Annotated in this window: 16 protein-coding genes and 1 other RNA gene; 6 read left to right on the forward strand and 11 right to left on the reverse strand. The window is 65.8% G+C overall.

The features are described from left to right. Positions 1–189: 189 nt before the first annotated feature. The 5 genes from FHY18_RS03785 to FHY18_RS03805 all read right to left on the reverse strand — a co-directional run bounded on the left by FHY18_RS03785 (position 190) and on the right by FHY18_RS03805 (position 7,510). On the reverse strand, positions 190–786 hold the full coding sequence (locus FHY18_RS03785; protein ID WP_259151386.1) for a plasmid pRiA4b ORF-3 family protein: 597 nt from the start codon (positions 784–786) through the stop codon (positions 190–192). Positions 787–1,004: 218 nt separating this feature from the next. Further along, positions 1,005–4,076 (reverse strand): efflux RND transporter permease subunit, encoded by a 3,072-nt coding sequence (locus tag FHY18_RS03790; RefSeq protein WP_259151388.1) that lies wholly within the window; start codon positions 4,074–4,076, stop codon positions 1,005–1,007. After that, positions 4,073–5,176 (reverse strand): efflux RND transporter periplasmic adaptor subunit, encoded by a 1,104-nt coding sequence (locus FHY18_RS03795; RefSeq protein ID WP_259151391.1) that lies wholly within the window; start codon positions 5,174–5,176, stop codon positions 4,073–4,075. Before FHY18_RS03795 ends, FHY18_RS03790 begins: the two co-directional genes overlap by 4 nt. Positions 5,177–5,201: 25 nt before the next feature. Next, positions 5,202–6,038, reverse strand: a complete 837-nt coding sequence (locus FHY18_RS03800; protein ID WP_326521192.1) for a MipA/OmpV family protein — start codon at positions 6,036–6,038, stop codon at positions 5,202–5,204. Between the two features lie 11 nt (positions 6,039–6,049). Next, the gene (locus tag FHY18_RS03805) at positions 6,050–7,510 is read right to left on the reverse strand and encodes an efflux transporter outer membrane subunit (RefSeq protein ID WP_259151392.1); all 1,461 of its coding nucleotides are present in this window, start codon (positions 7,508–7,510) and stop codon (positions 6,050–6,052) included. Positions 7,511–7,615: 105 nt separating this feature from the next. Between FHY18_RS03805 and FHY18_RS03810 the strand changes: the two genes are divergently transcribed. Next, positions 7,616–8,305 carry a response regulator gene (locus tag FHY18_RS03810; protein ID WP_259151393.1) on the forward strand — a complete coding sequence of 230 codons (690 nt, stop codon included), beginning with the start codon at positions 7,616–7,618 and terminating at the stop codon, positions 8,303–8,305. After that, positions 8,302–9,495: an ATP-binding protein gene (locus FHY18_RS03815; RefSeq protein ID WP_259151396.1), complete on the forward strand. Its 1,194-nt coding sequence runs from the start codon at positions 8,302–8,304 to the stop codon at positions 9,493–9,495. The genes FHY18_RS03810 and FHY18_RS03815 overlap by 4 nt, the downstream gene beginning before the upstream one ends. Positions 9,496–9,556: 61 nt before the next feature. Here the strand turns inward: FHY18_RS03815 and FHY18_RS03820 are convergent, their stop codons facing one another. Both FHY18_RS03820 and FHY18_RS03825 read right to left on the reverse strand, forming a co-directional pair. After that, positions 9,557–10,822: a cation:proton antiporter gene (locus FHY18_RS03820; RefSeq protein ID WP_259151398.1), complete on the reverse strand. Its 1,266-nt coding sequence runs from the start codon at positions 10,820–10,822 to the stop codon at positions 9,557–9,559. 242 nt (positions 10,823–11,064) lie between these two features. Beyond that, the gene (locus FHY18_RS03825; RefSeq protein WP_259151399.1) at positions 11,065–11,526 is read right to left on the reverse strand and encodes an Lrp/AsnC family transcriptional regulator; all 462 of its coding nucleotides are present in this window, start codon (positions 11,524–11,526) and stop codon (positions 11,065–11,067) included. 240 nt (positions 11,527–11,766) lie between these two features. Between FHY18_RS03825 and panB the strand changes: the two genes are divergently transcribed. After that, a complete protein-coding gene (gene panB, locus FHY18_RS03830) occupies positions 11,767–12,624 on the forward strand; it encodes a 3-methyl-2-oxobutanoate hydroxymethyltransferase (RefSeq protein ID WP_259151400.1) in 858 nt (285 codons plus the stop codon). Between the two features lie 104 nt (positions 12,625–12,728). On the opposite strand, the gene FHY18_RS03835 is transcribed toward panB, so the two are convergent. Both FHY18_RS03835 and rraA read right to left on the reverse strand, forming a co-directional pair. Then, complete coding sequence (locus tag FHY18_RS03835; RefSeq protein ID WP_259151402.1) at positions 12,729–14,303, reverse strand: serine hydrolase; 1,575 nt, start codon at positions 14,301–14,303, stop codon at positions 12,729–12,731. A gap of 22 nt (positions 14,304–14,325) precedes the next feature. Beyond that, positions 14,326–14,820 carry a ribonuclease E activity regulator RraA gene (rraA, locus tag FHY18_RS03840; RefSeq protein ID WP_259152488.1) on the reverse strand — a complete coding sequence of 165 codons (495 nt, stop codon included), beginning with the start codon at positions 14,818–14,820 and terminating at the stop codon, positions 14,326–14,328. A 189-nt stretch (positions 14,821–15,009) separates the two neighbouring features. On the opposite strand from rraA, the gene FHY18_RS03845 reads away from it, so the two are divergent. The 3 genes from FHY18_RS03845 (at position 15,010) to FHY18_RS03855 (ending at position 17,029) form a co-directional block, all read left to right on the forward strand. Further along, positions 15,010–15,843, forward strand: coding sequence for a DUF72 domain-containing protein (locus FHY18_RS03845; protein ID WP_259151403.1), 834 nt, complete (start codon positions 15,010–15,012; stop codon positions 15,841–15,843). A gap of 115 nt (positions 15,844–15,958) precedes the next feature. After that, positions 15,959–16,035: non-coding RNA, sX9 sRNA (locus FHY18_RS03850), on the forward strand. Between the two features lie 46 nt (positions 16,036–16,081). Beyond that, a complete protein-coding gene (locus tag FHY18_RS03855) occupies positions 16,082–17,029 on the forward strand; it encodes a DMT family transporter (RefSeq protein WP_259151404.1) in 948 nt (315 codons plus the stop codon). Between the two features lie 403 nt (positions 17,030–17,432). On the opposite strand, the gene FHY18_RS03860 is transcribed toward FHY18_RS03855, so the two are convergent. Next, positions 17,433–18,503 (reverse strand): sensor domain-containing diguanylate cyclase, encoded by a 1,071-nt coding sequence (locus FHY18_RS03860; RefSeq protein WP_259151405.1) that lies wholly within the window; start codon positions 18,501–18,503, stop codon positions 17,433–17,435. A 115-nt stretch (positions 18,504–18,618) separates the two neighbouring features. Then, positions 18,619–19,341 (reverse strand): pseudouridine synthase, encoded by a 723-nt coding sequence (locus FHY18_RS03865; protein ID WP_259151406.1) that lies wholly within the window; start codon positions 19,339–19,341, stop codon positions 18,619–18,621. Positions 19,342–19,397: the final 56 nt, after the last annotated feature.

Consider the following 19,397-nt stretch of genomic DNA (forward strand, 5'->3'; position numbering starts at 1 on the left):
CAGACACTTTCGGGAAACACCGGGCGATCAGGCTAGCTGATCGCGCGTCAAGCTGCAGTGGCGCTGGCGTTGGACGTGTGCATCATCGCGTCCACGGCAGGCTGCCATGCACGCGACGGGCAAGCGGGTCCGTCGCATCGGACTGCCCAGGCCATGCATGGCCTGGATATCACGGCAGGTCAGGAGGCGTCAGTCGCGAACACGTGCAAGCAAACGATTGATCTCGTCCAGCTCGAAATAGCCCGGATCCAGGCGCCCACCCAGGGTGGCCAGCTCCTGCACGTGTTGCGCATGATCCGGGTCGGCGATGATCTGCAGCAACGCCTGGTAACTGTCGATTCCTTCGCTGCTGTCCGGAGGACAGGCATTGGCGCCATCCACGCAACGCGCCGCGGGCAAGCCCGCATCAGGCGGCAGGATCGCCTCGACCTGGATGCGGTGCTGCCAGCCCTCGCCGCGACCGTAGAAATAGTCGAACCGCTCCAGCTCGCCCACTGCGCTTTCCAGCGTGGCACGGGCCGCATGCTTGAGCCGCGGTCGGTCCGGAACATCCAGCCCGGACTCGCCGTAGCGGCCGCCGCCCAGGTCGAATTCGTAAGGATGCGCAGCGTTCCAGCCCATCACCGGTTGCAGCACGCGATGCAGCGTGGCCAGGCGCAGCGCCCCCGGCACCAGCACGCGCCGCCAGATCAACGGTGCGCTATCCACCAGCGAAACATGCAGCTGGTACACCGGCGCGGGCGCGGGCACCACCTGCTGCGCAGCTTTCTTCTTGGCCTTGGTCATCGGGTCTTGGTCGCCTGTTTCGACGCCAAGTATGGCGCGAGCAGGCCGCGCCTGCATCGCAGTGGCACGGTCAGGCGCCAACGGCGCAGCAACCTGCCCGCACAACCGCTGCATGCAGCACGCTGCGACATGCTGCCCGACCGATGATGGACGATGCCGCAGACCGCGTTGCCAGCACCGTCCAGCGCACGCCACCGAACACCTTTGCCGACCCTGATTTACGCCGCATCCGCTCCACGCCCCGGCAGGTGCAGGCCGAACAGCACGTCGTACAGGATCGGAATCAAGCCCAGCGTCACCAAGGTGCCCAGCGCCAGGCCTCCGATCATGGTGATGGCCATGCCGGTCCACAGCGGGCCTGCGAACAGCATCAGCGGGATCAGGCCGACGATGCAGGTGAGCTTGGTCATCACGATCGGACGCAGGCGCTTGACCGCTGCAGTGACCACCGCTTCGCGGCGCGGCAGGCCATCGGCCAGTTCGGCCTCGATGCGCTCCAGCAGCAGTACCGCGTTGTTGACGATGATCCCGGCCAACGCCAGCAAGCCGAAGGTGGCCATGAAGCCGAACGGATACCCGGTGATCACCAGCGCCAATGCCGCACCGATCAGCACGAACGGCACCGCCGACATCACGATGAACAGCTTGCGGAACGAGTTGAACTGCCACACGAACAGCAGCAGGATGGCGCCCAGTGCGTGCGGCATGTATTGCAGCAGGGCCTGATTGGCCTCTGCAGAATCCTCCAGCTCGCCACCGATCTCCAGCCGATAGCCGGGCGGCAGCTTGAGCGCGGCCATCGGCGCCGACAGCCGCTCGACGATGTCGGTCGCGGTCAACCCTGGATTGCGTGCGGTGACCGTGATCGCTCGACTCAGGTTGCGCCGCTGGATCGCCGAAGGCTCGCTGTCGCGCAGCACCGTGGCCACCGCCGCCAGCGGCACCGGCGCACCACCGGCTTGCGGGTACACCAGGGTGTCGCCGGGCGTGCCATCGGCGGCGCGCTCCTGCGCACTGCCACGCAATACGATCGCCACCGAGCTGCCATCGTCGCGCAGCAACGAGGCGTCCACGCCGCTGTAGCGTGCCTGCAGCGCTTGGGCGACATCTTCGCTGCTCACGCCGGCACGCCGCGCCCTGAGCTGGTCCACCTGCACCACGTAGCGCGGAATACGCGCCTGCCAGTCGTCCTGTACATCCACGGTGCCCGGCACTGCGCGCAGCGCCTTTGCAATGGCCGCCGCACTGCTGCGCAGTACCGCTTCGTCGGGGCCGACCACCCGATACACCGCCATCCCGGCTTCGGTCGCGCCCAGCGAAAACCGCTTCGGTTCGGCGCGTACCGCGGGGAAGGCGCTGAGGACATGCGCGCGTACCCGTGCAATGACTGCATCGATGTCGGTGCCAGGCCGCACGCTCACGGTGAAATACGCCATATTGGCCGCCGGCAATGGTGGATTCAGGCCCAAGACGATGCGCGGGCCGCCGTCGGCGACATAGCCGATGCTGTCGGCAACTTCCGGGTTGGCGCGGCGATCGGCCAACCAACGGCTCAACTCGCTCACCGTGCGCAGGGTTTCACGCGAATCTGTGCCCGCCTGCAAGGTCACCGGCATCTGGAACTGCAGACGATCGGACTTGGGCAGGAAATCGTAAGGAATCGACACCAGCACCGTGACCGCCACCGCCAGCATCGCCACCATGCCGGCGATGAACAGCGTCTTGTGCATCAGCACGCGCTCGATGAGGCAGCGGTAGCCGCGATAGAACCGCGACGGCGCCTGCTCGCTGCTGTACGCGACGTGCACCTTGGCGAAATACATGCACAACAGCGGCGTCACCGTGATGCTGAGCAGCCACGACCCTAGCAAGGTCACGCCGAGCACGGTCGCCAGCGAGCGCAGGTATTCGTTGGTGCTGGTCTGGCCGAAGAAGAACGGCGAGAACGCCAGCACGATCACCAACGAGGAGGTCAGCAACGGGGTGGCCAGGGTGCGGCCGGCAGCGATGCACGCCTGACGTCGCTCTTCCCCGGCAACCAGGCGGCGCTCGATGTCTTCGGCAATGACGATGCCGTTGTCCACCAGCAGGCCCAGCGCCAGGATGATCGCCGCGATCGATACCGTCTGCAGTTCCACGCTCAGCACTCGCATCACGATCAGCGAGGCGAAGATGGTCAGCGGCACGATCGCGCCGACGATCAAGCCAGTGCGCCAGCCCAGGAACAGCATCACCACGGCCATGACGATGACAATGGTTTCGCCCATGACGTGGTGCATCTTGTCCATCTCGCGCTCGACCACGTCGGCCTGGAAGGTGACCACGTGTTGCGCGAACCCTGCGGGTAGCTGGTGCGCGGTCTCGTCCAGCTTGGCGCGCAGCGTTTTACCGAACTCGGCGATATTGCTGCCAGGCTTCATCGCCACCGACACCACCACCGCTGGCTGGCCCTGGTAGACGGCCGCGCTTTCCGGCGGGTCGGCCGGCATCACCTGCACCTGCGCCAGCTCGCCCAAGGTCACCTCGCGCGCGCCGGTGGCGTCAGCTGTCGGCAAGGTCAGCAGCAGGTTCTGCAACTGCGCAGGCGTGCGTATCTCGCCGGAAGTCGCAACCGTCATCGCCAGCCCCGACACCGTCGTCTGCCCGCCGGAGGCCACCACATTCTGCGAGCGCAACTGCGCCATCACGCCGGCCGGGCTCAGGCCGGTGGCCAGCAGCCGCGCGCGATCGAACGCCACGTAGACACGCTCGTCCTGCAGCCCGTACAACCTCACCTGCTCCACGCCCGGCAAGGTGTACAGCTGCTCGCGCATGCGCCGCAGCGGCGCACGCATCTCGCTCATCGAAAAGCCCGGCGCCGTCACCGCAATCGAGGCCACCGACACCCGGCCGAAGTCGTCGTCGATCAATGGCCCGAGCGTACCCGCAGGCAGCTGCGCACCGGCCTCGGTCGCCTTGGCGCGCACGCGCTGCCACAACGCCGGCAGATCCTGCACGTCGTCGTAGGCGGTCAGCTGCACAATCGCGTTGCCGGGCCGCACCGTGGTCACGATGCGCTTGATGCCGGCCAGTTCGCGCAAGCGCTCTTCGATCGGGCGCGCCAACAGGGTTTCCACCTGCTCGCTGGGCATGCCCGGAAACGACGCCGACACGACGGTGTCGCGGACGGTGACCGACGGTTCTTCCTGCGAGGGAAAGCCGAGAAACGCCACGATGCCGCCAACCAGGATCATCACTGCCGCAAACAACGTCAGCCGGCTCGACGTCATCGCCATCCGGGTCAGCATCATGGCGCCGGCACTCCGCCCAGCTGCGTCTGCGCCTGAAACGGTATCACCGGCTGGCCATCGATCAAGAAGCCCACGCCCGTGCTGACCACCTGTTCGCCTGCCTGCAATCCGCGCTGGACCTGGATCCGGCCGCCGACGATCGACCCGAGCTCGACCGCACGCTCGACCACGATCCGTTGTGCCGGCCGATACACGAACACGCTGGCCTGTTGACGATTGAGCCTGGGCAATACCGCCGACAGCGGCACGCTGGGCGCGCCTGCGGCATGTGCAGGCAATTGCAGCAGGACACTGCCGCCGCTGCGCAACGCGTGTGGCGCGCGCACCACCTCAAGAATCGCCAACGCAGTGGCGCCGTTATCCAGGCGGCTGGACAGGCTGCGCAGTCGCAACGTCAGCGGCACCGCAGGCTCGTCGGCCAGTGTGGCCTGCACGGTTTGCCCTGGCGTCAGCCCGGCGGCAACAACAGGCGGCAGATTGGCCAGCAATTGCAGATGCGCCTGCCCTTCCACCTGCAGCACCGCCTGCCCCGCCGCCACATCGGCCTGCGGTTGCTGCAGGCGTGCGATCACACTGCCATCGAACGGTGCGCGCAACTCGCCCAGACGCGATGCGCGGCGCGCAAGCGCCAGGTCGGCCTTTGCCACCTGCAGCTGCGCGCTTGCCGCATCCGCCGCCGCACGTGCGGCGGTCAGCGTGGCCGCAGAGCTGGCGCCATCGTCGAACATGGCCTGCTGCTGGCGCAGTTGCAGCTGCCGCTCGCCAGACTGTGCCATCGCTGCACGCAGGTTCGCGTCGGCCTGCTGCTGGCGCAGCTGCAGCGGCTCGGCATCCAGACGTGCCAGTACCTGCCCTTTCTGCACGCGATCGCCCACATCCACCAGCACGGCGGCGATGCGTCCGCCGCTTTCGAATGCCAACTCGGCGCGCTGTTGCTGACGCACCATCGCCGGCACCTGCAGCCAGCCGTCGTGGCCGGCACCGAAGCGCTCCAGCTTGACCGCCCGCGGTGTCTCGGCAGCCGGTGCATCCGCTTGGCTGCAACCGGCCAGCACGAGCGACAGAACGCACCACGCCATGCTGCGAAAAAAATCCTTCATCACGCTCTCCCCTGCCATGCGCCGCTCAGCGGCTATAGGTCACTGCAACCGTGCCGCTGACGAAACTGCGGCGTACAACCAGTGGGCTATCCTCAGCGTTGTCGGCATAACGTGTTCCGGTCACGCCCACCGTGGTGGCCCAGTGATCGCCCAGCGAGTGCGTCCAGCTGCTCCCCACCGCAGCGGCATAGACACCGGACCCTGCATTGAAGCCCTGCAAGCCCGAACGTGCCGCCTGCGCATCGGTGACACCGAAGTACGCCTGATTGAAACGACGGTCACCGGCATGCACGTCCAGATCCAGCGTCACCGTGTCGCTGGCGCTGTGCAGCAGGGTGAACTCCATCCCGGCGCGATAGCGATTGCGCCGCGCATCGTCCTTGAGCGCAAATTCGGCTTCGGCATTGATGTTGAGGTACGGGGTGATCTGCTGCATCACCAGCGTGCGCGCCGTGACCGATCCCGGCACGTCGCCCATGCCGGCCAACAGCCGCGAACCCGCACGCCAGTCGTTGTCGCGTTGCAGACGGCCCAGGTCGTAATACACCGATTGCGACGCATAGAAGCCGGAGTCGCTCTGGAATTGCAGCCCCGCGCCACGCGCGGTATCGAAGAACAGCATCCCGCGCTGGACCACCAGCACCGGGTTGGCCTGCACGCGGGCGCGCTCGGCGCCGGCATAGCGCGGCGCCGCAACCGCCGCCGCGCCCACGGTGATCTCGGTACGGTCGCCCAGCAGCCGCGAGCTGCCGGTCAGATCGGTCTGCGCGTGCGCAAGGCACGGTGGCAACAGGCCGGAAGCCAACAGCGACACGTGCAGGGCAGCGCGACGATGCAGCCGCGTGGAAAACACAATGGCCATGAAAATCTCCGTCAGCAATCAGCAAAAGGGGGCAGGCAAACGCCGTAGAACGCCTGGAACAGCGCGATCCGGCTCAGCACGAGCTGGCGTGCGGTGGTCAGGTAATCCAGTTGTGCCTGCGTCGTGCGCAGGCGCTCGGTCAACAGCCTGGTGCGGTCTTCCAGGCCTGCGTCAACGCGCCTGGCCATCCGCGTCACGCGTAACTGCTCACGCTCGGCCTGCGCACGCACGCGTGGCTCGGACTCGGCCAAGGTGGCGTGTGCGTCGAGCGCATCGGCAACCTCGCGGAAGGCGGATTGAATCGCCTGTTCGTAGGCAGCGACATCGGCGCGCTGGCGTACCTGCGCCAACGCAAGATTGGCGCGATTGCGGCCGCCATCGAACAACGGCAGATTCAATTGCGGGCTGAAGCTCCACATGCCGTGGCCGGCGGAAAACAGCCCATTCAAGCCGTCGCTGGCGGTGCCCACGCTGCTGCTCAGGGTGATCGATGGAAAGAACGCAGCGCGTGCGGCGCCGATATCGGCGTTTGCCGCGCGCAGTTCCAGTTCCGCCTGCTGGATGTCCGGGCGTTGCAGCAACAGCGAAGAATCCAGCGCACGCCATGCCGTGCTGGACGTGTCTGCGGCAACCAGGCGCTGCAGGTCGCCGGGCACCGGCGCGCTGTCGTAACCGGCCAGCAACTGCAGCGCACGCAACGCCGCAGCGTGGTCGTCGGCCCCCTGCAGTGCCGCGACGTGCGCCTGGTCGGCCTGATGCTGCTGGCCATCGCGCTGCTCGCGTGCCATCAGCCCGATCCGGTACTGCTGCTGTGCGATCGCCAGCAGCGCAGCGCTGTCGGCATCGGCAGCCTGCAACTGCTGCAGCGCCTGGGCGCTTGCCCGTTCGGCGGTGTATGCGCGCAGCACCTCGGCAATCAGCGCGCCGCGCGCCGCATCGCGTCCATAGGTGCTGGCCAGATAGCGCTGCCGCGCCGCCTCGGACATCGCCTGCAGCTTGCCGAAGAAATCCAGCTCGACATTGCCGATACCCGCGTTGGCGACCACCAGATCCTGCTGATAGCGTGCGTCCAGGGCCGGATCGTCGAAACGCTGCCGCAGCTGTTGTGCGCCCACGCCGATGGTGGGTACGCGCGCCGCCCGCTCGATGCGGTAGTGCGCCCGTGCCTGCTCCACCTGCAAGGCGGCGCGACGGAAGTCGCTATTGTGCGCAAGCGCGCGTTGCAGCAGCGGCCGCAGATCGCGATCCGGCGCGAACGCCTGCACAAATGCGCGTTCCTGCAGAGTCAGCTCGATACCCACCGGCGCGCTCGGTGCCGCGGCGGCCACCGCCTGCCCGCTGCCGAAGGTGCCCGGCACGGTCACCGCCGGTCGCTGGTAAGCAGGCGTCAATGAACAGCCGCCCAGCAGCACGGCAACTGCCGCAAGATGCAGGGCGCGGGAACAACGATGCGCAGTCATTTGTGGAATCATGGTGTCGGAGTAAACGAGCCAATCTCGACCGACATCCTCGACCTGCAGCGTCCAGGTTGTTTTCGGGATTTATCCAGATTTGATCGAGACGACAGGCACCACGCCATGACGGGCAAAAAGGTTCTGCTGGTGGAAGACGACGCCGATAGCGCCAGCATCCTGGATGCCTATCTGCGTCGCGACGGCTTCGACGTTGCCATCGCCGGAGACGGCGAGCGGGCGATACACCTGCATCGCCAGTGGGCGCCGGATCTGGTGCTGCTGGACGTGATGCTGCCCAAGCTCAGCGGGATCGAGGTGCTGTCGGCGATCCGTCGCGCCGGCGATACGCCGGTCATCATGGTGACCGCCATCGGCGACGAGCCGGAGAAGCTGGGAGCACTGCGTTACGGCGCCGACGATTACGTGGTCAAGCCGTACAGTCCCAAGGAAGTGGTCGCGCGCGTGCATGCGGTGCTGCGCCGAAGCGTGGCAGTGCGTGCGCCGGGCGAGCCGTTGCGGCACGGCCGCTTGAGTGTGGACCCGGCCGCGGTCGTGGCCACCGTGCAACGCGAAACCGGCGACAGCGTTGCACTCGACCTGACGCCGACAGAATTCAATCTGCTCGCGTCGTTGCTCAAGACCCCGTTCAAGGCATTTACCCGCAGCGAATTGCTCGACGCCTGCCTGCCCGACAGCGATGCGTTGGAACGGGTGGTGGATTCGCACATCCACAACCTGCGCCGCAAGCTGGAAGTGCATGGCATCACCGGCGTGCTGGTCACCGTGCGTGCAGTGGGATACCGCTTCCAATGAACGCCCTGCGGCGCTTCATTGCCCGGCGTCGGCAAGCGCCGCTGTGGATGTGGGTCGGCTTGCGGATGAGCGCGCTGGCGGTAGTGACCGTGGTGGTGATCGCCTTCGGCATGTGGTGCTATTTCAATCTGCGCGACAACCTGATCCTGCGAAAATTGCCAGCGGCTGCACGTACCGAACTCGAACAACTGCGCGAACAGCCCACTGCGAACGAGGCGCGTCTGTGGCAGTTGTTCCAGCAATACTACGATGTGGAAAATTTCCTGCCCGGACTGGCCAACCCGGATTGGTGGATGCTGTGGGCCATGGTGACGCTGTCCATCCCGGTGATTGTGGTCTGCGGCCTGCTCGCATCGCGTCCGCTCTCGCGGCAATTTTCCCAGGTCGCCAGCGCCGCGCACCGGGTCAGCGATGGCGATTTCAGCGCACGCGCGCAGCTGGTGGCCGGCGCACCGGACGAGCTCACCGCGCTGGCGAACGACTTCAACGCCATGAGCGGCAAGCTTCAGCAGTACGAACGCGAATTGCGCGACTCCAGCGCAATGCTGGCGCATGAATTGCGCACACCGCTCAACGCCGCCATGGGCCGTGTGCAAGGCATGCTGGACGAGGTCTTCCCACGCGACCCCGAACAACTTCGACTGGTGCATCGTCAGCTGGAACAGATCAACCGACTGATCGGCGATCTGCACCTGGTGTCGCTGGCGCGCGCCGGTCAACTGGTGCTGGAGCCCGAAGACTTCGATCTCCACGAGCTGATGGCCGAGCAGGTGGAATGGGCTGGCCCGACAATCCATGCGTTGCAGATGACGATCACCGCTCCTGCGCCTTCCGGACTCCGCGTCTACGCCGACCGTCATCGCCTGGGCCAGGTGTTTTCCATCCTGATCGACAATGCGCTGCGTTATGCCGCCGCGGGCAAAGCGCTGGACATCCAGATGGGTCGCGATGGCGGGCATGTGATCGTCACGTTCGGCGACCGCGGCCCCGGCGTGGAGCCTGCGCATCTGCCGCACCTGCTGGACCGCTTCTGGCGCGCGGACAGTTCACGCGCGCGGCACTCCGGCGGCAGCGGCCTGGGCCTGGCCATCGCCTCGGCCATCTGCCAGGCGCACGATGGCTACCTGACCCTCAGCAATCGCTCCGGCGGCGGGCTGTTGGCCAGCGTGCGATTGCCACTTTCGCGCTGAGGCGTTCTCGCTTGCGTTGTACCGCTCGCAGCGGCCTGGCACCCCAGGCGGCTGCGCGCATTCACCGCTGTTGCAGACTCGGCACCGCGTCGGTCACGTTGGCGTGGCGGCGCATGATCCAGTTGAACAGCGGCGTGGCCATCAAGGTGGACAGGATCGCCATCAGCACCAGCACCGAGAACAACCCCTGCTCGATCACTCCGGCCTGCAAGCCGATATTGATGATGATCAGCTCCATCAAACCGCGTGCGTTCATCAACGAGCCGATCGCCATCGCATCGCGGTTGTTTTCGCCGGTGGCGCGCGCGGCGGCCCAGCAGGCCACGCCCTTGCCGATGAACGATGCCGCCAGGATGGCCACGCCGGCCAGCATGATCTGCGGCTGCAGCAAGACGCTGAGCTGGGTTTTCAGGCCCGAATAGGTGAAGAACAACGGCAGCAGCAACACCACCACGAACGGCTGCATCATCTCGCGCAGCTTCTCGGTCAGTGCGCCCTTGGGCAGGCACACCCCCAGCAGGAAGCCGCCGAACACGGCATGGATACCGATCGCATCCATCGCCCAGGCGCTGACGCAGAACAGCATCAGCACGATCGCCAGCACGCTGTTGCTGAGCGGCCGATCCGGCGCCACGTGATCGGCCAGGCGACGCAGCAGGTGCCGGCCGACAAACAGCATGAACAACGCATACGCGACGCCGCCGCCGATGGCCAGATACGCGCTGCCCCAGCTGCCGCCGAAGCTGGCCAGCACCACCGCCAGAATGCACCACGCCGCCGCATCGTCGAATGCGCCGGCGGTCAGTGCCAGCGTGCCCAATGGGCTATTGGTCAGGCCGCGCTCGTGGATGATGCGCGCCAGCATCGGGAAGGCGGTGATCGCAATGGCCGCGCCCAGGAACAGCGAGGCTTCCATGAGCTTGGCCTTCTCCGAGAACAGGCCTTGCACATTGAGCAACCACGGGCACATCGCAAAGGCCAGCGCAAACGGCACCGCGATGCCGGCCAGCGACACGCTCATCGCGCTGCGATAGCGCGCACGGAAGTGATCGCCGCGGAAGTCGGTACCGACCAGAAACATGTACAGGCCCACGCCGAACTGCGCGAACACGTACAACACATCCATGGTCTGCTTGGGGAACAGCGACGCTTGCAGCTGCGGCAACACCAGGCCGAACAATGAGGGGCCGAGCATCACCCCGGCAATCATCTCGCCCACCACCTGCGGCTGCCCGATACGCTTGGCCAGCATGCCCACCAGACGGCACACCAGCAAAATCGCTGCGGCCTGCAAAAAGAAGTACACCGACATCTGCGGAGTGGTCATGGGCCCGATGAGGTCCGAGTGAAGAAGCAGCGGATCATAGCGGTCTGCTCAAGCGGCCGATAGCCAAACGTGCCGTGCCGTGCCGATGCCGGCCATCGAATCGGCGCAGCGCAGCGTGCCCACCGGCGCAGGCATCGCGGAACCGCAACGGGCCGCAACGTCGCTTTGCTCGAACGCAGATCACACAACCAAGGCAGCGGCTCTACGTACCATCTACTGGCCCGGTTCGATTCGCATCGGCGCTAGCGTGGTGCAAGCGGCAGCGGACGGTCCTGCACCACATGCTTCATCACCAAGGTGGAGGTGAGGCGTTGAACGCTGGGCAGTGCCGACAGGCGCGTGTCGTAGAGCTGCTGAAAGGCGGCCAGATCGCGCACCAGCACATGCAACAGGTAGTCGGGATCGCCGAACAACCGCTGCGCCTGCACGACCTCAGGCACCTGCGCAACCGCAGCTTCGAACGCTTCGACACCGTGGCGGTCGCCCTCACGCAGGATCACGAAGACGATGGCGGAAAAATTCAGCCCCACTGCGCTCGGGTCCAGCTGCGCACGATAACTCTTGATCACGCCGGACTGCTCCAGCGCACGCACGCGCCGGTGGCACGGAGACACGCTCAGACCGATGCGCTCGGCCAACTCGGTCACGCTGAGCCGGCCATCGGATTGCAGTTCGGCAAGAATGTGTCGATCGATCTCATCCATGCGCAATATCCTGCCTCAATCACGGGATTCTTCGCAAATAATTGGAAGCACTTTGCCGGTCATCAACGATATCATTTCGCACTCTAGCGTTTGACGACCCGTTTCTGCCGTTGAAGGTCGCGGTCCGACACGCTGGTCGGGCAGCCCATGCAAGCGCCGCCGCACGACAGGAAAGACCGCGCGCGTGTCGACGTTTGCCGACCGGTCGGCCCTCCCAACCCAACGTCATAAGGTCTCCCGATGCAACCGACTACGCGCGAACATCCCGCCCCTTACGGCACCGCACCCACTGCCGGCGTGCCGCTGCCGCGCGTACGCATCCCGCACTTGCTGCAGATGAAGAGGCGCGGCCAGAAGTGGGCAATGCTGACCGCCTACGATATGTACACCGCAGCGATCTTCGAAGACGCCGGGATCCCGGTGCTGTTGGTCGGCGACTCCGCGTCCAACAATGTCTATGGACACGACACCGCGTTACCGGTGACCGTCGACGAGCTGCTCCCGCTCGTTCGTGCGGTGACGCGCTCCACCCGCAGGCCTTTGGTGATCGCCGACCTGCCGTTCGGCTCCTACCAGGCCTCTGCCGAGCAGTGCTTCCATACTGCGGTGCGCTTCATGAAAGAGGGCGGCGCCCACGCAGTGAAGCTGGAAGGCGGCATCGACATGCTGCCGCAGGTGCGCAAACTCGCCAGCAGCGGCATTCCGGTCATGGCCCACATCGGCTTCACCCCGCAAGCCGAACACCAGCTTGGCGGCTATCGCGTGCAGGGCCGTGGCGAGGACGCACAGCGTTTGATCGATACCGCGCTTGCGTTCGAATCTGCCGGGGCATTCGGCCTGCTGATCGAAATGATTCCCGGCGATCTTGCCGCGCAGATCACCGCCGCGGTGTCCATCCCGACCGTCGGCATCGGTGCCGGCAACCGCTGCGATGCGCAAGTGCTGGTGTGGCAGGACATGGCCGGCTTGCGCAGCGGTCGCCTGCCACGCTTCGTCAAGCAATACGCAGATCTGCACGGCGTGCTGGGCAAGGCCGCACGCAGCTATGCCGCCGATGTGGAAGCCGGCAGCTTTCCTGCAGCCGAGCACACGTTTTAGAACATGCCCGCGCGCACCACCATCGGGTCGCAGGCATGGCGCACTGAAGCCCTGTGCGATCTGGACGATGGTTCGCTTGCACAGGTCGCGACCGACGCGGCGCCCTACTTCACCGGCGTCAGCAGCAGATCCTGAAAATCGAAGCTGAAATCGGTCAACGGCGAGATTGCCTGCATGCGCATCTCGCGCACCGCGCCGTCGGCAGTGAGCGCGAAATTGACGAAGGCATCGGCATTCAAGCCGCGGTCGTCCCAGCGCACGATAAAGCTGTCGTGCTGCCAATGTTCCAGCGTGCCAACCAGTTGCGCCGTCCTGGAAAACTGCATTCGCAGGCGCTTGCCGTCCTGACGGATCACCACATCGCCGTACCATGGGTCACGATAGGTCGCTGCATAACTGCGCAACGGCAACGAGGGCGTGGAGCGTGACGCGCGCGCGTCCAGATGCTTCTTCCAGCTGGCATCCGCATCGCCGTCGGCTTTTTCCAAGGCCTTCGCATAGGCAGCAGTCCAGTCGGTTGCCGGCACCTGCAAGAGCGCATCCAGCACCTGCAAGGTCACCGCATTGAATGCCGCACCCACTTCCTGATTGGTCAGCACCACCACGCCCAGCTTCTGGTCGGGTACCAGGGTCAACCGCGACACCATGCCCGGCCAGCCGCCGGTGTGCCACACCAACCGATGGCCACGATAATCGCTCAGAGTCCATCCCTCGCCATAGCCGGCAAAATTGGGACGCGCGCCAGCCAGTTCGGGCACCGGCGGCTCGGTAATGGCGATCGGCGTGATCATCGACCACATCTCCTGCTGCCGCTTGGCGCTGAACAGCGGCGTGCCATCGGCTAACACGCCACCGGCCAGCTGCACCTTCATCCACAACGCCATGTCGTGCGCACTTGCGTAAATACCGCCGGCACCGGAATTGTTGGACCAGGTCAACGGCGCAACGGTGCGCAGCTCGGTGAAGTCGTACTTGGCATGGCCCACAGCGGCGTTGTCGCCGGGCTGCAGATGGTCGGCGTTGAAGCGCGTGCCACGCATGCCCACCGGGGCGAAGATGCGCTGCTGCAAAAACGCGGCGTAGGACTGCCCGGAGACCTGCTCGATCACCTTCTGCGCGACGGCGTACAGGATATTGTCGTACGCATAGCGGTCGCGAAACCCACCGTTCAACGGCACCTTGGCCAGGCGCTGCACGACCTCTTCGGTGCTGTAGCTGGTGGTCGGCCAGAACAACAGGTCGCCGGCGCCCAGGCTCAGCCCGCTACGGTGCGCGAGCAGATCGCGCACGCGCATCTCGCCGCTGACGTAGGGGTCGGACATCCGAAACCACGGCAGATGGTCGATGACCTTGTCGTCGAGCGACAGCTTGCCTTCGTCGGCCAGAATCGAGAGCGACGCTGCGGTGAACGCCTTGGTGTTGGAGGCGATCGCAAACAGCGTATCTGCCTGCACCGGCTCGGGCTTGCCGATCTCGCGCACGCCGTAGCCGCGTTCCAGCACCACCTGGCCATCCTTGACGATGGCTACCGCAATGCCGGGCACATCGAATTGCTTGCGCACCCGTTCCATCTGCGCATCGAATTGCTGCATGCCGGCCGGCAGGTCGGCCGCGTGCGTCGTTGTCACCAGGGTCGCCAGCATCAGCACGCCTCCCGTCAGCCATCGGTTCAAGATCACCGCCACACCTCTTTGTTGTCGATCAGATTGCGCCGCCGGCACTGTCCAGCGGCAGCGGCGCGACCAGCACGCCGTTGGTATCGGCGTACAACCAATGACCCGGCACGAACGGGACGCCGGCAAAATTCACCGGCACATCCACCTCGCCCAGATCGCGCCGCTCGGTGCGCCGCGGGCAGGCGGCCAGTGCCAGCACGCCCAGCGGCAGCGTGGCCAGGATCTCGACGTCGCGCACGCAGCCATGGATGAGCACTCCGGCCCAACCATGGGTAACCGCGTGCGCCGCGATCTGGTCGCCCAGCAGCGCATGTTTCAACGAGCCCTGGCCATCCACCACCAGCACCCGCCCCTCGCCCGGCGTAGAGGCCAGTTCGCGCACGCGCGAGTTGTCTTCAAAGCAGCGCACGGTCGCGATCGGCCCGCAGAACACGCTGCGCCCACCGAAGTGGCGGAACAACGGCTCGGCAACGGTCACCTCGGGAAAACGGTCACACAGATCGGGCGTGGTCCAGGTCATCGGTGCGGTCTCGATCGGCTGAGCAGGCATGGTAGCCGGCTGCGGTGGCGTCTGGGTGTCGCCAGGCGACATCGCCCGCTGGCAGCGTCGCTGTCACGCCCCATCCAACCCCGCTACGCCAGGCTATGGCGGTGGCCGCCGCCAGCCACATGCAATCGTGCATACCTCATGCCAGCGAGTATCCCTAAGATGACCGATCTGTTCGCTTCCGCGCCGCCCGCCCTGAACGGCATCCATGTCGGTATCGGCGGTTGGGTGTATGCGCCCTGGCGTGCAGGCATGTTCTATCCCGACGGCCTGGTGCAGCGGCGCGAGCTGGAATACGCCAGCCGCCACGTCACCGCCATCGAAATCAACGGCACCTATTACGGTGCGCAAAAACCGGCGACCTACGCGAAATGGCGCGATGAGGTGCCGCCCGGCTTCGTGTTCTCTGCCAAGGCGCCGCGACGCATTACCCAGTCACGCACGCTGGCGGGCACCAAGGCGCAGGTGGAGGACTTCGTCGGCGGCATTGTCGAGCTCGGCGATACCCTGGGGCCGCTGGTGTGGCAATTCGAACAGGGGCATCGGCTGCAGGCCGACGACCTGGATGCCTTTTTGACGCTGCTGCCCAGACGCGCAGGCCAACGCAGCCTGCGGCATGTGCTGGAGATTCGCGACCATGCAGCGGTGGATGCGTCGCTGCTCGCATTGGTGCGCCGCCACGGCGTGGCCACCGTGTTCACCGATTCGGACGAGCATCCCTCCTTTGCCGATCTTTCCACCGACTTCGTCTACGCGCGCCTGATGCGTAGCCAGGCGCGCCTGCATGCCGGCTATCCGGCGCCGGCATTGAAACGATGGGCCGAGCGGATCCATGCCTGGCGACGCGGCGAAAACCCGGCCGATCTGCCGCATGTGGGTCCCATGTCACCGGCGGCAGGCACGCCGCGCGAGGTGTTCGTGTTTTTCATCAGTGCGGCCAAGGAGCGCAATCCGGCGGCGGCAATGGCCTTGCTGAAAGAGCTGTCCGCTGCATAACGCGTTACCGGCATCGCTGCCTGCCCGGCGGATGCGTTGACCGAACGCGTTCGGGAGCAGCCGGCAACACGGCTGCGCTCACCGCCAGGCAGGCCGGACCAGTGCCCGGCGCGGCATGTTCCACTCGTACACTTCGGCTCTGAGTACGCAGTCCAAGCCCGCCTGGCGGCTGCTCGCCAGGTTTTGTCGGCCGCTCCAGGCACGGCGCCGACCTGCGGTTTTTCGGCGACAATGGCGCATGCCCACGACCGACCTGCGCAAGGCGCAACTGCAAATTCATTTCTGCGTGCTGCTTTGGGGCATCACCGCGATCCTGGGCAAGTTGATCACGCTGCAGGCATTGCCGCTGGTGTGGTGGCGCATGTTGATCGTGGTGGCGGCCCTGGCGCTGTGGCCGCGGGTGTGGCGAGGCTTGCGCGGCCTGTCCGCGCGCGTGGTGCTGGGCTATTGCGGCATCGGCGCCTTGGTGGCACTGCACTGGTTGACCTTCTATGGCGCGATCAAGCTGGCCAACGCATCGGTGGCGGCGACCTGCATTGCCCTGGCGCCGGTGTTCACTGCCGTGATCGAGCCATGGGTGACGCAGCGGCCGTTCCGTCCGCGCGAGTTGCTGTTCGGCCTGGCTGTCTTGCCGGGGGTGGCGCTGGTGGTCGGCGGCGTGCCCGATGGCATGCGTGCCGGGGTGGTGGTCGGCGCGATTTCGGCCGTATTCGTCGGGCTGTTCGGCTCTCTCAACAAACGCATGGTGACCCATGCCGACCCGCTCACCGTCACCGCCCTGGAGCTGGGTGCCGGCACGCTGACCTTGACCGTGCTGGCACCGGCCATGCCGCTGCTGCTGCCATCCCTGCATGGCGATCTGTTGATGCTTCCCAGCCTGCACGATGGCGTGTTGCTGCTCGCACTGTCGCTGGCCTGCACCCTGCTGCCGTTTGCGCTGGCGCTGGTCGCGCTGCGCCATCTGAGCGCGTATTCGGTGCAGCTGGTGACCAATCTGGAGCCGGTCTACGCCATCGTGCTGGCCATCGCGCTGCTGGGCGAACAGCGCGAGCTCACGCTGCAGTTCTATCTCGGCGTGGCGATCATTCTTGGTGCGGTGTTCCTGCATCCGGTGCTGGAACGCCGGCGCAAGGTGGTGCACCCGGAAGTGCTGGGCACGGCCGAAGCCAAGAACATCGTCGACTGAGAGCGGCCAACACCACCATTGCGCTCACCGCCACGCTGGCGCAGCCGGTGCCCGGACTCGGCAGGGGTCACCGCTATGCTCCGGTTCCGGGCGCGCCGTCGCCAATCCAGCCGACGACGGTTCGCTATGGTTTATCCGCTACTGCAAGTAGCGCGGCATCACGCGACCGCGCATCCACCGGCAGCGGTTGCAGTGCCGCGTAACACCTGAGCCAGGGCTCCGCAGCGAAGGGGGCGTCTTGATGCCTGAGCGTCAACCGACCTGCAGTCTCCAGTCCGCTGTCAGGGGCACGCTCGAAACCTCGAACGATGCAGTGGTGCTTACCGACCATCGTCAAGCCCGCGCCAAAGCGCACCGCCCTGGCAGCGCCCCGCACCTGACGTGCAGGCGACAACGCCCACCCCTACTCCAGCGCAACTACCTGATCGCGGCCGCCGCGCTTGGCGGCATACAGGGCCTGGTCGGCACGCTTGATCACCGCTTCCACGCTTTCGTGCGGATACAACATGGCCACGCCGATGCTGACCGTCACCGGCAGCGCAATCGTCATTGTCGCCACGCTCTGGCGCAGATATTCGCACTGCACCCGTGCCTGCTGCAGGTCCACATTGGGCAGCAGCAACACGAACTCTTCGCCGCCGTAACGCGCGATGGTGCCGGCACCGGCCACATGCGCACGCAATAGCGCCGATAGCTCGCGCAGCACCAGATCGCCCTGGTCGTGCCCGTGCACGTCGTTGACCACCTTGAAGTGATCCACGTCCAGCAGCGCCACCGACAGCGGCTGGTTGGCGATGCGCGTCTGCTGCGTCGCTGCCGCCAGTGCCGCGGTGAAGGCGCGGCGATTGGGCAGGCCGGTCAGCGGGTCGGTACGCGTCTGCTCGACCAGATCGGCGTTGACCGCTTCCATCGCGGCGTAATACTGCGCCATCTGCTGCTCGTACCATTCGCGCTCGCGCAACTGCCGACGCAGCTGCTTGCCGGCCAGACGCAGCTCCAGCAGATGCGAGGCCTGCCGCGACAACGCCTGCAGCGCGGCACGTTGGTCCTCGCGCAACTGCGCCGGCGCCTGGTCGAACACGCACAACGAACCCAGCGGCATGCCTTCGCTGGTGACCAACGGCGCGCCAGCATAAAAGCGTACGGCGCCATCGCCGGTGACCATCGGGTTGTCGAAAAAGCGCGGGTCCAGCAAGGTGTCTTCGACGGTCATCACCTCGTCCGGGCGCAGGATCGCATGCGCGCAGAACGAGATATCGCGTGGCGCTTCGCTACGCGGCACGCCGTGGGCCGCCTTGAACCACTGCCGATGTTCGTCCACCAGCACCACCGCCGCCATCTGCGTCTGGCAGACGGTGGACGCCACCAGGGTCAGGTCGTCGAAGGCGCGCTCGGGTGGCGAGTCCAGCAACTCGTACTGGCGCAGGGCGATCAGCCGCTCGGCTTCGTTTCCCGGCAATTGCGGTTTGATCACGCGCTCAGCCCCCTGCTGACTCGTTAGTGGCGGCGATATGCCTAAACCCCGTGGAGCGATCCATCCGCGCGAGCACCATTGGCCGCTCGCACATCCGGCAGTTCATCCAACCGGCTTACCAATCGGTGCGCTGCGGCAACAAGCCGCGCAGTTCCGCATCGCTGAGGTTGCGCCATTGCCCCGGCTTGAGTGCGGCAAGCTTGATGTTGTCGATACGCACCCGCCGCAGCTGCGTGACCCGATAACCGAATTCGGCAGCCATCAGGCGGATCTGCCGGTTCAAGCCCTGCTCGAGCACGATGCGGAAGCCGAACTTGGCGATACGCGCCGTGCGGCACGGCAAGGTGGTCTCGTTGTGGATGCGCACACCACGCGCCATGCCACGCAGGAATTCGTCGGTGACCGCCTTGTTGACCGCCACCAGATATTCTTTCTGGTGGCGATTTTCCGCGCGCAGGATCTCGTTGACGATGTTGCCGTTGCTGGTCATCAGGATCAGCCCTTCGGACTCCTTGTCCAGGCGGCCGATCGGAAAGATGCGCTGCTCGTGGCCGACGAATTCGACGATGTTGCCCTTGACCGAACTCTCGGTGGTACAGGTGATGCCCACCGGCTTGTTGAGCGCGATATAGACATGCTTGCGTCCACCGGGCTTCTTGGCCTCGCGCGCGCGCAGCGGCTGGCCATCCACCAGCACGGTGTCTTCCTCGCCCACCACCGCGCCGGTGCCGGCCACCATGCCGTTGACGGTGACGCGGCGCTCGCCGATCAGGCGGTCGGCCTCGCGACGCGAGCAGAAGCCGGTATCGGCGATATGTTTGTTGAGTCGGATTGTCATCGTTGGATTATCGGCCATTTGCAGCCTGCGACGCACACTGGCGCAGTAACGGCCCG

This window comes from Xanthomonas sp. 3793, from assembly GCF_024806835.1.
In the GTDB taxonomy this organism is placed as follows: Bacteria; Pseudomonadota; Gammaproteobacteria; order Xanthomonadales; family Xanthomonadaceae; genus Xanthomonas; species Xanthomonas arboricola_F.

Coding starts and splice junctions, on each gene's coding strand:
- FHY18_RS03785 (WP_259151386.1), bottom strand. CDS start 786: ATGACCAAGGCCAAGAAGAAAGCTGCGCAGCAGGTGGTGCCCGCGCCC.
- FHY18_RS03790 (WP_259151388.1), bottom strand. CDS start 4,076: ATGATGCTGACCCGGATGGCGATGACGTCGAGCCGGCTGACGTTGTTT.
- FHY18_RS03795 (WP_259151391.1), bottom strand. CDS start 5,176: ATGAAGGATTTTTTTCGCAGCATGGCGTGGTGCGTTCTGTCGCTCGTG.
- FHY18_RS03800 (WP_326521192.1), bottom strand. CDS start 6,038: ATGGCCATTGTGTTTTCCACGCGGCTGCATCGTCGCGCTGCCCTGCAC.
- FHY18_RS03805 (WP_259151392.1), bottom strand. CDS start 7,510: ATGATTCCACAAATGACTGCGCATCGTTGTTCCCGCGCCCTGCATCTT.
- FHY18_RS03810 (WP_259151393.1), top strand. CDS start 7,616: ATGACGGGCAAAAAGGTTCTGCTGGTGGAAGACGACGCCGATAGCGCC.
- FHY18_RS03815 (WP_259151396.1), top strand. CDS start 8,302: ATGAACGCCCTGCGGCGCTTCATTGCCCGGCGTCGGCAAGCGCCGCTG.
- FHY18_RS03820 (WP_259151398.1), bottom strand. CDS start 10,822: ATGACCACTCCGCAGATGTCGGTGTACTTCTTTTTGCAGGCCGCAGCG.
- FHY18_RS03825 (WP_259151399.1), bottom strand. CDS start 11,526: ATGGATGAGATCGATCGACACATTCTTGCCGAACTGCAATCCGATGGC.
- panB (WP_259151400.1), top strand. CDS start 11,767: ATGCAACCGACTACGCGCGAACATCCCGCCCCTTACGGCACCGCACCC.
- rraA (WP_259152488.1), bottom strand. CDS start 14,820: ATGACCTGGACCACGCCCGATCTGTGTGACCGTTTTCCCGAGGTGACC.
- FHY18_RS03845 (WP_259151403.1), top strand. CDS start 15,010: ATGACCGATCTGTTCGCTTCCGCGCCGCCCGCCCTGAACGGCATCCAT.
- FHY18_RS03855 (WP_259151404.1), top strand. CDS start 16,082: ATGCCCACGACCGACCTGCGCAAGGCGCAACTGCAAATTCATTTCTGC.
- FHY18_RS03865 (WP_259151406.1), bottom strand. CDS start 19,341: ATGACAATCCGACTCAACAAACATATCGCCGATACCGGCTTCTGCTCG.